At 67.8% G+C, this 13,207-nt stretch carries 10 protein-coding genes and 5 pseudogenes; 6 read left to right on the forward strand and 9 right to left on the reverse strand.

What is annotated here, in order from left to right:
• Positions 1-145: 145 nt before the first annotated feature.
• Positions 146-967 (reverse strand): NAD(P)H-binding protein, encoded by an 822-nt coding sequence (locus tag ACQPYK_RS01770; protein ID WP_433249115.1) that lies wholly within the window; start codon positions 965-967, stop codon positions 146-148.
• Positions 968-1,043: 76 nt separating this feature from the next.
• Between ACQPYK_RS01770 and ACQPYK_RS01775 the strand changes: the two genes are divergently transcribed.
• Positions 1,044-1,622 (forward strand): TetR/AcrR family transcriptional regulator, encoded by a 579-nt coding sequence (locus tag ACQPYK_RS01775; RefSeq protein ID WP_433249117.1) that lies wholly within the window; start codon positions 1,044-1,046, stop codon positions 1,620-1,622.
• 1,479 nt (positions 1,623-3,101) lie between these two features.
• Here the strand turns inward: ACQPYK_RS01775 and ACQPYK_RS01780 are convergent.
• Positions 3,102-4,313, reverse strand: a pseudogene (locus tag ACQPYK_RS01780) (RNA polymerase sigma factor); the annotation flags it as partial.
• Positions 4,313-4,627 (reverse strand): YciI family protein, encoded by a 315-nt coding sequence (locus ACQPYK_RS01785; RefSeq protein WP_433249120.1) that lies wholly within the window; start codon positions 4,625-4,627, stop codon positions 4,313-4,315. The gene ACQPYK_RS01785 and the pseudogene ACQPYK_RS01780, both read right to left, overlap by 1 nt.
• 92 nt (positions 4,628-4,719) lie before the next feature.
• Here ACQPYK_RS01785 and ACQPYK_RS01790 point away from each other — a divergent pair, with 92 nt between their 5' ends.
• Genes ACQPYK_RS01790 through ACQPYK_RS01800 form a run of 3 tightly spaced genes read left to right on the forward strand, consistent with a single transcriptional unit; the run spans position 4,720 to position 6,148 of the window.
• Positions 4,720-5,382 (forward strand): DUF998 domain-containing protein, encoded by a 663-nt coding sequence (locus ACQPYK_RS01790; RefSeq protein ID WP_433249123.1) that lies wholly within the window; start codon positions 4,720-4,722, stop codon positions 5,380-5,382.
• Between the two features lie 30 nt (positions 5,383-5,412).
• Positions 5,413-5,949, forward strand: a complete 537-nt coding sequence (locus ACQPYK_RS01795) for a dihydrofolate reductase family protein (RefSeq protein ID WP_433249126.1) — start codon at positions 5,413-5,415, stop codon at positions 5,947-5,949.
• A gap of 10 nt (positions 5,950-5,959) precedes the next feature.
• Positions 5,960-6,148, forward strand: coding sequence for a hypothetical protein (locus ACQPYK_RS01800; protein ID WP_433249129.1), 189 nt, complete (start codon positions 5,960-5,962; stop codon positions 6,146-6,148).
• Between the two features lie 152 nt (positions 6,149-6,300).
• Here ACQPYK_RS01800 and ACQPYK_RS01805 read toward each other — a convergent pair whose 3' ends face one another.
• The 4 genes and pseudogenes from ACQPYK_RS01805 to ACQPYK_RS01820 all read right to left on the reverse strand — a co-directional run.
• Complete coding sequence (locus tag ACQPYK_RS01805) at positions 6,301-6,765, reverse strand: hypothetical protein (RefSeq protein ID WP_433249132.1); 465 nt, start codon at positions 6,763-6,765, stop codon at positions 6,301-6,303.
• Between the two features lie 17 nt (positions 6,766-6,782).
• Positions 6,783-7,991, reverse strand: coding sequence for a hypothetical protein (locus ACQPYK_RS01810; protein WP_433249135.1), 1,209 nt, complete (start codon positions 7,989-7,991; stop codon positions 6,783-6,785).
• Between the two features lie 226 nt (positions 7,992-8,217).
• A pseudogene (locus tag ACQPYK_RS01815) lies at positions 8,218-8,409 on the reverse strand (integrase core domain-containing protein); the annotation flags it as partial.
• A pseudogene (locus tag ACQPYK_RS01820) lies at positions 8,390-8,524 on the reverse strand (IS701 family transposase); the annotation flags it as partial. The pseudogenes ACQPYK_RS01820 and ACQPYK_RS01815, both read right to left, overlap by 20 nt.
• Before the next feature lie 141 nt (positions 8,525-8,665).
• Here ACQPYK_RS01820 and ACQPYK_RS01825 point away from each other — a divergent pair.
• Positions 8,666-9,154 carry a DUF5946 family protein gene (locus ACQPYK_RS01825; RefSeq protein WP_433249138.1) on the forward strand — a complete coding sequence of 163 codons (489 nt, stop codon included), beginning with the start codon at positions 8,666-8,668 and terminating at the stop codon, positions 9,152-9,154.
• A gap of 59 nt (positions 9,155-9,213) precedes the next feature.
• Positions 9,214-9,503 (forward strand): annotated as a pseudogene (locus tag ACQPYK_RS01830) (hypothetical protein); the annotation flags it as partial.
• 128 nt (positions 9,504-9,631) lie between these two features.
• Here ACQPYK_RS01830 and ACQPYK_RS01835 read toward each other — a convergent pair.
• Together ACQPYK_RS01835 and ACQPYK_RS01840 are read right to left on the reverse strand one after the other, a co-directional pair.
• A complete protein-coding gene (locus tag ACQPYK_RS01835; RefSeq protein WP_433249141.1) occupies positions 9,632-11,458 on the reverse strand; it encodes a sugar transferase in 1,827 nt (608 codons plus the stop codon).
• A 669-nt stretch (positions 11,459-12,127) separates the two neighbouring features.
• Positions 12,128-12,952: pseudogene (locus tag ACQPYK_RS01840) on the reverse strand (transposase family protein); the annotation flags it as partial.
• Positions 12,953-13,207: the final 255 nt, after the last annotated feature.

Here is a 13,207-nt window from a genome sequence, read left to right on the forward strand (position 1 = left end):
CGCAGGCTTGCCGGAGCCAGGCCGTGAACAGGTCGGTGTCGATGTCGGCCGGGGACCGCAGCTTGATCCCGGCCATCTGCCGGGCGTCGGCATCAAGTCGGCCGGAGGGATCGGACAGGAAGGCCTGGATCGCCGGACGGCTTGCTCACCGGAAGGCGGCGGCGTTGCGCGCGGCCCACTCGCCGAAGGGGCGCGGGGCGCGGCCCAGAATCCGCTCGACGTCTGGACTGACGCGCTGCTCCTCGGGGGTGGGCTCGCCGAGGATGGCCAGCGTCCCCTCGACCACGGGCAGCGGCATGAACTGCGCCATCTGCTCGTGGGCCTCCTGCCGGGTCTGCTCGACGAAGCGCACCGGCTCGCCCAGCGCCTGGCCGATCGCCGCCGCCCGCTCGCGCGGGCTGGTCGCCGCAGGCCCGGTCAGGACATAGGTGGCGCCGTCGTGCCCGGCTTCACGCAGGACGGCGGCGCCGGCGGCGGCCACGTCGTCGGGGTCGATGAACGGCAGGCCCATGTCGCCGAAGGATGCGGCAGCGGTGCGATGCAGGCGGACCGGTTCGGCCCACGCGTAGGCGTTGGAGGCCATACCGCCCGAGCGCAGGATCGTCCAGCCCAGCCCCGACTCTCGCACGGCCTCCTCGAACATCCCGGCGTGCCGGTAGGCCTGCGGCCGGGTCCCGGCTCCCTGGCTGGACAGCAGGACGATCTTGCGGACGCCCGCGGCCTTGGCCGCCCCCACCAGCCCTTGCGGGTCCTCTCCGGCGACCAGGAGGAACAGCGCGTCCGCTCTCTCCAGCGCCGGGCGCAGGCTCTCGACGTCACTCAGGTCGGCGGCGACGGCGCGCACGCTTTCCGGGACGTCGGCCTGCGTGATGTGGCGAGCCACCGCGGTGACCTGCTCGCCCGTCCCGGCCAGCAGCCGCACCAGGGTCCGGCCGACGTTTCCCGTGGCACCCGTAACAACGATCATGATGAGCTCCCTCAATTTGAGTTAGTTGACTGACTGAGAGAAACGTTAACACACTCTGGCGCCTATAGTTAGTTGGGTGACTGACTCACAGCGAGTGCAAGCCGCCGGAGCCAAGCGCAGGCGCCTGATGGCAGCCGCCGCCCAGGTAGTTCACCGGCAGGGAGTCGAGCGCACCACCATCGCCGACATAGCGCGTGCCGCCGATGTCCCGGTGGGCAACGTGTACTACTACTTCAAGACCAAGGACGAGCTGGTCGCGGCCGCGCTCGCCGAGCACGAACGCCGGCTGGAGCTCATCACCGGCGAGCTGAACCGCCTGCCGGACCCGCGTGACCGACTCAAGCATCTGGTGGAGGACTGGATCTCTCAGCGCGATGTGGCCGTGCTTTACGGCTGCCCGACGGGGACGCTCGCCGCCGAGCTGGACAAGCGTGAGCAGGGTGGGCTGGATGTCGCGGCGGGCAACCTCATCCGGCTGCTGCTGGACTGGGCGGCACGCCAGTTCCGCGAGCTGGGGCAGCCCGATCCCGACGCGCTCGCGGTGACCCTGGTGGGCGCGTATCAGGGCATGTCGCTGCTGGCCAACGCGCTGCGGGACCCGGAGATCATGACACGCGAGGGAGCCCGGCTCGTCGCCTGGCTGAACTCTCTGTGAGCACCTCGCGCTCGCCGGCGCAGTAGGGGATCACGATGATGGCGCGATTGCGCGGCGACAGCCGCCTCAACGGCGCGCAGCTCGGCGTCGAGCCCGGGCCGCCTCACGGGTTCATCCAAGAGACCCGACGCCATCACAGGCAGCAACCGGTCAACCAGACTGCTCAGCCCGATCCACTGCGTGATTTTGTCCGATCGTTTTCCGGCCCGACTTCTCCCCGAGGACCGTTTCCGCTCATTGAGCACTGTTTTCGGACGTGCGAGGGCCGCCGCGTGCGGGGCGCGGCCTGTCGGCGGGCTCGGGGCGGGTGGAGCGGGTGACCGGCGGGTCGTCGTGACGCGGAGCGGTGACCGGCTGGCGCACCTACGTGCAGCTCACACGACAAGGGCGGCAGACGTTCCAGAGGATCGTCGCGGTCGCACACATGCCGACGAAGCATCCGCGCCGGATAGCAGAGGTTGGGCCCGCAGTCTGGCTTCGATGGCGGTGAGACGGGCCGGGCCCTGCATCGAGGTGTGGGCACCTTGAGTGCCGGACATGGAGATCCGAAGACCACCAGCGAGATCACCCGGTGACAGACGATCATCATGTCCGGAATCTCGCCCGCACCGGCACGAGCACACCCCGATCACTCACACCGGTCCCGGCGACCTGCGATTTCAAGATGAGATGCCATCGATGATCCACTCAGTCACGGGTTTCCGCCTGCCGATTGTCCGGTGCGCCCGGAACGGCATGCCCCATCGGGAAAGCCAGCTGGTGCAGGGTATAGCCCGCGGCCTTCTTGAAGAGGTACTCGGCGCGCTCGTAGGAAAGCCGTCCCCGTCCCGTGTCTGGGCACAGGTCGGCGGGCTTGGGCATGCGGGCCGGGGCAGGTCTCCGTTCGGCCAGGAACAGGGGCCCGCGAGCCCGGCCCGCCACCAGTTCGGACAGCAGGGCGGCCGTGCCGTACCCCCAGGAGATCCAGACCGGTCCGGCCCCGGTGGTGACGCGGCCGCGGCGGGCGGTCAGGTCGAGGTCCTCGATGTTAAGCGACAGGGCCGCCCTCGCGGACGTTCCCGACTCGTGCAGGAGCCGCCACAGCGTCCGCTCGCGCAGGGACGGGTGCCGCCACAGGGCCTCCAAGTCCGACCCGTGGACGGCGGGGCGTCGTTCGCGGCTTTCCGGCTTCCTGTCCAGCTCGGCCGACAGGTCCTCGATGGCGGCCCAGAACGAGAATGAGCGTACGGCGGCGCGGTGCCGGTTCCAGGTCTTGGGGGCCGCCGTCCCCCACGCTACGGCGAAGACCCTGGCCACCTTCCCGGTGGTCACGTCGGCCAGCGGGGTGCCGGGGCCGAGGTCCAGGCGCAGGCGGCGCAGGGTTTGGCCGTAGGAGCGGACCGTCTCGGCGTCCAGGTCGCCGCGGGCCAGGAAGCCCTCTGCGGCCTCACCCAACGTGATGCCGTCCTCCCTGGAGCGTGCCTGGGCCGCCCCAGTGGCGGCGCGTTTGAGGAGAAACGTGCGTTCCGCGGCGTTGCGGGTGAGCACGGCTGCGCGTTCGAAGTCCTTGGCGGCCTCGTCGTGCCGGCCGAGTCTGGCCAGCAGGTCGCCGCGCACCACCGACAGCAAGTGGTAATCCTTGAGGGCCCGGTCCACGGCCACCGTCTCGACGAGGTCCAGCCCTGCCTGGGGCCCGCGGGCCATGCCGAGGGCCACGGCCCGGTTGAGCTGGATCACCGGGGACGGCGTCAGCCGTCCCAGCGTCTCGTAGAGCGTCGCAATCTGCGCCCAGTTCGTGTCCTCCGCGGTCCTCGCCTGCGCGTGGGAGACGGCGATCGCGGCCTGCAGCACGTAGGGACCGAGTGGGCCACCTGCCTCCCTGGCCCGCAACATCGCCGCGAAGCCGCGGGTGATCAGGAGCCGGTCCCAGAGGCCGCGGTCCTGCTCGTGCAGTTGGATGGGCTCACCAGAAGGCCCGGTGCGCGCGGTCGCGCGTGACGCCTGGATCTCCATCAAAGCGACCAGGCCGTGCACCTCGGCTTCGTGAGGTGCCAGCTCGGCCAGCAGCCTGCCCAGGCGCAGCGCCTCCAAGGCGAGTGACGGGCGCATCAGGTCGTCGCCGGAGGTCGCCGAGTAGCCCTCGTTGAAGATCAGGTAGATGACATCGAGTACGGACGTCAGCCGGCCGGCGAGCTGCGGTCCCGGCGGCAGTTCGAACGGGATCTGCTCCTCGGCGAGGGTGCGCTTGGCCTTGGCGATGCGCTGGGAGACGACCTGCTCCGGCACCAGGAACGCCCGCGCGATCTCCAGGGCGCCCAGGCCGCCGAGCAGCCGGAGTGTCAGCGCGACCCGCTCCTCGGCGGGCAGCACGGGATGGCAGGAGATGAACATCAGACGCAGTACGTCGTCGTCGAGTTCGGGATCCTGGTGCTCCAGCGTGCGGGCGACCTCCTCGTGCTTGCGCACCATTCGCTCGTTGCGGCGAATGTGGTCGATCGCGCGACGTTTGGCCGCCGTCATGAGCCATGCGCCGGGGTTGTCCGGGACGCCCTGCTCGGGCCACTGCTCCAGCGCGGCCACCAGCGCGTCCTGGGCGAGCTCCTCGGCCAGGCCGACGTCGCGGACCATCCTGGTCAGGCCCGCGATGATCCGCGCGGACTCGAGCTTCCAGACCGCGTCGACCGCCCCGTGGGCGTCCCGTGCGGCACTCATCAGTAGATCTGCTGGATCCGGCCCTCACCATCGCCGATGATCTTGAAGAATCGGCGGGACACCTCCAGCGCCTCCTCCTTGGACCCCACCTCGATCAGCGCGAACCCGCCCGCCATCTCCTTGGCCTCGGCGAAGGGTCCGTCGGTCACCGTGAGCTCGCCGCCGACGGACGTGAGCACGGTGCCTCCCAGCTCCATCCCGCCGACGGCCAGCAGCGACACGGCCTGGGTCAGCTCCTGGATGAACTTGCCCATCTCGATCTGGAGCGTCTCGTCCGACTTCTGCTCGCCCACGCCCGTCAAGAGAAATCGCATGCCGTACTCCTTTTGAGCAACCTTAGCTTCCTGCGTTCCCTGTCATATCGCTTGGACGACGCGTAGGCAAAACCACAAAGGGAACCGGGAATATGACCACCACCACTCGCAGCTCCGCCTCCACCCGCGGCTCCGCCTCCACCCGCACGCTGCTCACCGCCGCGGCGGCCGCCATGCCCGTCTGGACTGTCGTCGCCCTGACGCAGGCGTTCACCCGCGAGGGCTTCGACCTGGTCCGCCACCCCTTCAGTCAGCTCGCCACAGGCTCGCTCGGGTGGATCCAGATCACCAACTTCTTGATCGTCGGCTCGTTGCTCATCACCGGTTCCTTCGGGTTCCGCAAGGCCCTGTACGGCGAGCCCGGCGGCACCTGGGTGCCACGCCTGACGTTGGTCGGCGGCACCGGAATGATCGGAGCGGGCGTCTTCGTCATGGATCCCGGCGACGGTTTCCCCGTGGGCACGCCGGCCGGGCCGCCGGCGGCGATGAGCTGGCACAGCATCCTGCACATGGTGGCAGGTTCGGTGACGTTCATCGCTTTCGCCGCGGCCTGCTTCGTCCTCGGCCGGTACTTCACCCGTACCGGCGACCGCGGCATGGCCGTCGTCTCCCGCCTGGCCGGTGTGGCCGTGATCGTGGGTGACGGCTGGGCGATCACCGGCGGGCCCGCCGGCTCGGTGACGCTCGCCACGGGGGTCATGATCGCAATGGGCTGGCTCTCCCTTGCCGCGGCCTGCTTCCGCAAGTCCGCTTGAATCACACCACTTCGTCCCTGAGGAGAAACCATGAGGAAGATCGTTGCCGGGCTGTTCGTCTCGATGGACGGAGTCGTGGAGTCGCCCGAGAAGTGGCACTTCCCCTACATGAACGAGGAGATGGGTGCAGCGGTCATGGCGATCCAGGCCGAGGCGGACACGCTCCTGCTGGGCCGGGCCACCTACGAGTCCTTCGCCGCGGTCTGGCCCCACCGGAGCGGCGAGATGGCCGACCGGCTGAACAACATCCGCAAGCTGGTCGTCTCCACCACCTTGCAGACGGCGGAGTGGAAAAACTCCACCTTGATCAGCGAAAACGTGATCGACGAGCTGAGGAGGATGAAGGGGTGGCCCGGCAAGAACATCAGCATCACCGGCAGCATCGCGCTGACCAGGACGCTGCTGGGTGCGGGCCTCATCGACGAGCTCCACCTGATGGTCCACCCGATCGTGCTCGGCACCGGGACCCGGCTGTTCGACGAGAGCACCGGCCACCTGCCGTTCAAGCTGGTCGATTCGACCATCTTCACATCCGGTGTCCTGAACCTCCACTACCAATCCGCCTAGCAAGCCAGAGATGACCAAGCCCGCCGCCCTCGGCCGCCCCCTGTACGAGAAACTGCAGACCATCGTCGACGCCGCAACCTCCCAACCGGGTGCGGTCCGGCGGGTACCCGTTCTGGAACCTCAGCCGGTTCCGGGTCTGACGGAGAACGGCCTCATCCGCGCCTTCGCCCAGGTCGTCCGCGACCTCGGCGTCCTGTGATCCTGGACCTGCGGCTCGACTGCCCATGACCACGCCGCCTGCCTGGCCGGAAGGCGAGCTGAGGAGTAAGGCCATGTAGAGGCCCTTCTGTCTGATGGACACGACGTCATGGTCGCCGAGCCGGTGCCGCAGCTTGTCGCCAGCTTGATCGGTCAGGCCAGCACAGAGGAGAAGCTGTCCAGCGCCACCCAGGTGATCTTGCTGGCGGTGGTGCCACCTAGCACCGTGAGCTGCCCCTTCGTGTCGGCCTCTACTCGGCAGACGATCAGCCCGTTGAAGTTGTTGCGCGAACACAGTCCCCTGGTCAGCTTCGTTACGGCAATCCCGGTGGGCAGCGTCCCGAGCACGGCGTCGGTGGTGAAAGAGACGCTCGCGCCACCGCGCAGCTGCAGGAAGCTCGTGCCCGCGACGCGTACCGTACGTGCCTGAGGCGCGTCGCCGGGGAACGGCGTGACGCCCGCGCGCAGGGTGAGCGGTTTCCACCCGACGACAACCTCCACGCCCCCACCGGCTGAAGCGACCGAAGTGGCTGAAGCCGGAGCGGCCAAGATGGCCGAGGAGGAAGCGAGGGCGACGGGCAGGGTGGTCAGCAGCGCGCGGCGGCTGGGCGGGTTCATGAGATTCTCCGGAGGGTTCAGGCCCAGGGGGCCGAGAAGCAGTCGAGGTCGATCCATGTCACCCGGCTGCCCGCGCTTGCGCCGTACGCCCACAGCTCGCCGGCCGCGTTCGCCTCCACCTGGCAGGCGCCCATACCGTAGGCCATGTTGCGCGGGACCGCGGCGCGCACCGGGTGGCTGGGTGTCAGCCAGGGCGGCAGCGTCCCGATCAGGCCGTCTGCGGCCAGGTCGCAGCCGAGAGAACCACGCAGCTGCAGCTGGGTGCTGCCGCCGAGGCTGACCAGTCGTGCCCGCGGCAGCCGTTGGTCGGCGTGCGGGGTGATGCCGTCCGCAAGGGTGATCGCGCTCCAGCCGGCCACGACCTTCACACCCTGCACGGGCGGGTCGGACGTGTACAGGCACACGCTGGCCTCCCGGCCGCGCTCCGCGTCACCGTTGAATCCGAACAGGAGCTGCACTCGCTCACCGACGGATTCCAGGGCCAACCCCTCTGGCTCGCGCAGAGGCAGCCCGGGCAGCGCGGTGATGCGGGTGACGCGGGGCGCGGTTCCGGGGTCGGACCAGGAGACGATCGAGATGTGGGTGTTGCTGGTCTCGTAGGAGGCCGAAGGGTTGCCGGTGTAGAGGTAGAGCAGGTCGCCGAGGGTGGCGAAGCCCTGGAAGGTGTCGGCGATCGCCGCCGGGTGCGCGATCGTGGCGGCCGGGGTGGTGGCGGCCTTGCCGGTGGCCGGATCGATGGCGTAGCGGGCGTAGAAGTGGCCGGCGGTGGTGCGGTAGCGGATGGTCAGCCAGTTGCCGACCGGGTCCACGGTCGGCGCGCAGACCAGCGTGCCGGGCACCGGGCTGAAGGGTGCCAGCAGCACGCTCGCGCTCATGTCGATGCTCTGGCCGGGCAGGAAGGGGAAGCGGGTGACCCTGGTGCCGAACCCCTTGCGCACCGGCCCGGCCTCCGACCACAGGTGGGTGCGACCACCCAAGTGCTGGGCACCGATCTGGTAGCCGTGTCCGAAGCCGTCCAGGTGCATCCAGTCCTGCACCAGCCCGGTACGGCGGTGCACCCGGTTGACGCACAGATTGCCCTCAACCGGCGCCACGTCGGGGTCGCGAAGCTGGATGACGAACAGGTCGTGAGTGACCGGATCGACGGCCAGCGACTGCATGGCGGGTCCGTGGTGCAGCCGGGTGCCCGCCAGCACGCGTCCCCAGGGGCCGGATAAGTCGAACATGGCCGAGATCGTACATGTGAATGATCATGCATGGGGCAAGTCGCGGCGGGCGATCAGGGGTTCCCGGACAGGGCCCATCGGTGAGCGGGCTGCCCACGCTGCCGACGGCCTACCAGGGATGGCTCGACCGCATGGGTCCCGTTTCTCGCGTTCATCGGAGCATGCGTCTTGGTGGCCATGGCTCCAGGGGTGAGCACCGCCGTCATCCTGCGCTAGTTGTACTCGGTCATGACGTTGGTGACAGGCGGCTGATCGGTGGAAGACCGTCGAGTGCGCTGTGACGTCGTCGGGTGTCGTAGTAGTCCATCAATGGTCGCGGTGCCTCGGCGCGTTCGGCGTTGCCGGTGACGACCTGCCGGTAGGCCCACTCGGTTTACAGGGTCCGGTTGAAGTATTCGGCCCTCGATACACGATCGGGCACGCAGCCGTACCTCGGGGCGTTCGAACTGGTAGGCCACCAGCGCGAACGCGGCATCCAGACCAGCCTGCAGACGGGCAGCACTGAGGTGTTCCACTCCGGCGAACGCGGCCACCGCATGATCTTCGGATCCATCAGACCTGAATGATCACAGCGGTGGTCGTCCTATGTCCTGTGGGGCTATGGCCCGGTAGGACATAGGACTGCGCCGAAATGCCGTCGACATGGCTGTTACCGGCCGCCTATGGTGCAGACCATGACAGATAGCCCCAGCATGGGTCAGTGCGACTGCGGTGCAATTGCTGGCCCGCTGGGCGTGTGCGTGGACTACTACCACGCGATCCTGGCTGAAGAGCAGGCCGACCCTCAGATGTACAGGTGGCACGCGCCTGTGGTCTGCGCGTATCTCCTGCAGCATCCTTCCAGAGCCCATGAGAAGTACCTTGACGGTCAGTTCCGCCAGCTGCAGCTTTATGTGGACAAGGGCCTTGACGCGCTGCTTCGCGTGGCAGCTCATCAGGTGGCGCGGAACAAGCACGGGGTACGGTCGAGCTACGACATGGCGCCATTCGCGGCGTACGCGCCGCTCCCGCCGGGCGGATCTCCCGGGCACTTCCGCGCCACGTTCTGCGGGTTGCCGTTCAGGGACGGCAGCTTCGTGTCTGATGGGCACCTGGCATACGGACGCCACATCGAAATCATTGCCCAAGCGACTGTGGAGTCCTGGAGATCCGCCCAGACCTGATGCTCGACCCCGACCCCGACCCCGACCCCGACCCCGACCGCGACTACCGACTCCGCTGTCAGGTCCGGCTCTACCCCGCATGGTGTCGGTACATGACGCCGGCCATGCTCGCGCCGGCCTTCCTCGCCGTCACCCGATCCGCTCTCCTCGAAGATCCCACCTCACTCCAGCGTTCAGGAGCTCGTCTGAGCGCGTGCTCGCAGGGCGTGCTCTAGAGGAGGCCCACCGCCCACGACACAGTGATCAACTCGTCGCAATCTCCGCCAACGAGATCCGCCGCCTCTTCCTACTCCTGACCCCGGCAACCATCAACGAGCACCACACCCTGCACTGGTCGCGATGGCGACGATCGATAAGTGCGGCTGGAGTAATAGGTAGGGAGTTGACCGGCGAAAACCCCGAGCTTACGAACAACAAGATCCACCGCTGCGTCACGGCTTCGCCTCCCTGTTTCGCGCGACGCGCGAAAGATCGAGGCTAGGAAATGCGCTTCACGTAAGTGGAAATGAACTCCCAAAGGATATTCCGGTCCGAATACAGGCTCGCGTTTTTGTCATGCCAGATGCCCGTGTAGCCTCGTTGAAGGTCGAACGCCTCTGTCTTCGGCTTGAGGCCGAGCTCGACGATCTTGTTGGGGAACGGGCCGAACAGCCCAGGCTTTCCAGCCAGATCCGCTTCGTTCCAACGCGGACCCAGGGTGGGGCCGAGGGCCGCTATTGTCTCCTGTCTGGTGGCATCCAAGAGTGGTCGGTCGTTTATGACCGACATGTCTCTCTTATAGAGGACGTTGTAAGCCAGTTGGACAAACTCATCGAGACTGGTCTTCGCCCAAACTTCGCCGATCCTCGTACGCCGCGAATCCGATGCGCCATGGCTGCTGTCCTTACCATCGGTTGTGCTCATCGAACGGCCCTTGGCGATGTCGAACTCGCGGCCGAACTGGCCAACCCGTTTCTGCAAGAAGAAGGGATTCTTTCTGTCCTCAGCGAACTTTGCGAGCGCGAAGGCGGAGACCGCAGGGGCGGTGATCGTGAGAATCCCCAAGGCCCACTTGACATCATGCCACTGCTTGGCCGGACTCTGCTTCCAGTCTCTGCCCTTCAGGCTCGCATAGCTTGGGGCAGGCCAGGTTCGGGAGGCGAGTGCCGCACCGGTGCTGAGAACGGCCATGCCGAATCCCATCTCGGCGGCGTGCTTCCAATTCCAGCCGGCACCGCTGGCCCATCCCGCGGTCGCCAGCACGGTTGTGCTCACCGTCCCGCCGGCCAGGATCCGGGAGAATGCCCGCTCCCATGTGGCCGACTCCATGGCCTCGGCCAGGCCGGTGAGCGCGGGTCCGCCTCGGCGCAGGATCGCGGGCAGCGCGGCGTGCGCACCGGCCATCAACCCGCCGGCGAGCGCTCCGTGAGATGCATCCCGAACCAGCTTCGCCGCATCGATGTCGCCGGTGGTGAACAACTGATTGATCGCGCTCAGTCCGCCGGAGAACATCGCACCCAGCGCGGCCTGCCGGATGATCAGCAAGATGATCCGCAGTGCCAGGCCCTCCGCTCGGAGAAGCTTTTTCACCACAACGTCGAGGAGCGGGCCGAGCCGGGGGGCCAGTAGCTTTGCGAGGAGCATCAGTGTCAGCACGAACACCGCGGATGCCACGAATCGCCATCTGGCCTTGACGATCGCGTCATAGGCGACCTGGCCGCAGTAGGCGAGATGCTCGCACCGCCGCTGCAGGTCCGCCAACTGCCCCTTCTCGCCGTGCACCACCCGCGCGGCCCGTCCGAACGCGGCCGTGGTCGGCCCGAACCCGGCTCCGGTCGCACGTCCGGCCTGCCCGGCGATCTGCTCCTGAACGTCGCCGACCACGCGTCCCAGCGCCGTCGCGGCATCGCGCAGCCGCGTCACACCGTCGAGATCGGCATCCGGCCACGCGGAGCCGAATCCTACGGACTCGAGGAACCAGATCGCCTGGCTCACGAAGTCAGGTGGTGGCGTGGTCGTCGGCAGGCCGCTCGGGCCCAGCTTAGGCTTGTACTCCTCCGGATCCTTCAGCCATTTCGGGCACGGCTGCGCGTACGGGACCCCGGTGTTCGCCGCCTCGGCTGTGGCATACCTGTCCCCGGTGACGACCAACCCGGCCGCCATCCCGCGTAGCAGGTTCACCGCCACGACCAGGTCTTTCAGCAGGTCGTCACGTAGTCGGGCGAACCCCGGCACGCCTGCCTCGGGGTGGCCCTCGAACAGTGCCCGGCCCAGGTCGTCCTGACCGAAGGGCCGCTCATCCATCGCCCGGCAGAACGCGTCCACGCCCTGGGCCAGATCGTCAGCGGCCTCTCGGACGCCTTTCCCCGCACTGACCCAGATCCCCGGGTTGAACTGCAGTGTCCCTACAGGGGACAGATCGTTGATGGCGATGTCTCTTCAACCCCATAATTCACAGCAAACGCTTGTGCAACTCTAACGAATCAGCTACCTCGGCGGAATGCGTGGCCGCCCTTAGAGATCTTGACACAAAGATCAGCGGATGAGGCATCGCAGCAGATGATGGCTGCGGCGGGGGTCATGAACGCTTCGTGGATGTCGTCGCGGGCTCCCAGCGGATTCGCAGGCGACGGAACCAGCGCAGCAGCGCGATCGTTCGTCCACGACCCAGCGGTGGATACCTACTCTGGAGCCGTGCGGGGCGCCGCGGCGGGCGATGTGCGGATTGATGCCGGTGCGCCAGACCAGACGGCGGCACTTGTCATGATCGTAGCCGCGGTCGGCGTATGGGCATGCGGGCCGCTTGCGGGGCCGTCCGCGGCGGCCGCGCATCGAGGGAATCGCCTTGATCAGCGATTGCCGCCGGTCAGGGACAGCGCGAGCGCGATGCCGTCACCGTCGGTGATGGCGTGGTGTTTCGAGCCCGTTCGCGGAGTTCTGTGCGGCCATCGGCGCGCACCCTGAGGCCTTTTCATCCTGAGTAACGGCCCTCTTTCCTAAGTAACGGCCCTCTTTGACGAGCTGCGGTACGAGGATCGCCTGCACGAGCGCGGTCGCGCGATGCGGACAGCAGCGCAGCCTGGTCAGCACCTTCTAGGACTTCAAGGTCGCGACGGCACGCTCACCGATGGCCCGGATACGGGCATGAGAGCGGGTGACGTCCCTCTGGGCGCGCGACAACCAGGGACGATGGCGATGCCGCTTGAACGGCGTCCGAATCGTGCCGCCCACGCCTTGGTAACCCTTGTCCGCGAAGGTCTTCACACCGGCGCTGGTCAGGGCGTCGATCAGGCCAACCGTCCGGGACGCGGTCACGTCGTGCACGGCGCCCGGCAGCGCCGGTGAGACCCACACCAGCCGACCTGCGGGATCGGCCAGCAGTTTTGGACGTTCATCCCGCGCTGTTTGTGTTTCCCGCTGTAGTACGGCCGTTCGTCGGCGACGCGATCGATGGGGATGAGGGTGCCGTCCAGGATGGTGTAGGCCGGCCGGAGCGCGCGCTTGACGGCGGCGTGCGCCGTCGGCCGGCGCGACCAACAGGTCGACGCTTTCGCGGACGTAGCGCCAGGCCGTGGTGGTGCCGATGGCGAATCCGGCGGCCCGGCGGGCGTAGGTGCCGCCGTTACGCAGAGGGGCCAGGACCAGCAACGCCTGCCGGGCCGGGTCTAATCTCCGCCGCCGCCGCCGCCGCCGCCGCCGCCGCCACCGCCGCCGCCGCCACCGCCGCCACCGGCGGTCGGCACGCTGCGTGCGGATCAGCTCGGTCAGGCGTGCCAGGGTGCGGTTGTACAGCGGAATCGAGGCACGGTAAGACAGCAACGAGGCTCCCGGCCGGGGCATCGGATCTTGGTCGACTGCTGTCTTATCGGGAGCCTCCCCTCATCCGCCACCGCTCTACGCTGTCCAAGGGCGGTGACTCACTCGACCTCGCCAACGCGCGCCGCGCACTATCGATGCAACAGTGGACGGGGTAACCGGCTTCGCGCACGCAAGCCGCTCACTTCGCGACACCGGCAAGCATCTGATCTGGTGAAACGCGAGCATGTCTGTTTTTAGCCATGATCATTGGTCGAC

This window comes from Streptosporangium sp. CA-135522, from assembly GCF_050949235.1.
Lineage (GTDB): Bacteria > Actinomycetota > Actinomycetes > Streptosporangiales > Streptosporangiaceae > Streptosporangium.

Coding starts and splice junctions, on each gene's coding strand:
- ACQPYK_RS01795 (WP_433249126.1), top strand. CDS start 5,413: ATGAGGAAGATCGTTGCCGGGCTGTTCGTCTCGATGGACGGAGTCGTG.
- ACQPYK_RS01790 (WP_433249123.1), top strand. CDS start 4,720: ATGACCACCACCACTCGCAGCTCCGCCTCCACCCGCGGCTCCGCCTCC.
- ACQPYK_RS01825 (WP_433249138.1), top strand. CDS start 8,666: ATGACAGATAGCCCCAGCATGGGTCAGTGCGACTGCGGTGCAATTGCT.
- ACQPYK_RS01800 (WP_433249129.1), top strand. CDS start 5,960: ATGACCAAGCCCGCCGCCCTCGGCCGCCCCCTGTACGAGAAACTGCAG.
- ACQPYK_RS01810 (WP_433249135.1), bottom strand. CDS start 7,991: ATGTTCGACTTATCCGGCCCCTGGGGACGCGTGCTGGCGGGCACCCGG.
- ACQPYK_RS01805 (WP_433249132.1), bottom strand. CDS start 6,765: ATGAACCCGCCCAGCCGCCGCGCGCTGCTGACCACCCTGCCCGTCGCC.
- ACQPYK_RS01770 (WP_433249115.1), bottom strand. CDS start 967: ATGATCGTTGTTACGGGTGCCACGGGAAACGTCGGCCGGACCCTGGTG.
- ACQPYK_RS01785 (WP_433249120.1), bottom strand. CDS start 4,627: ATGCGATTTCTCTTGACGGGCGTGGGCGAGCAGAAGTCGGACGAGACG.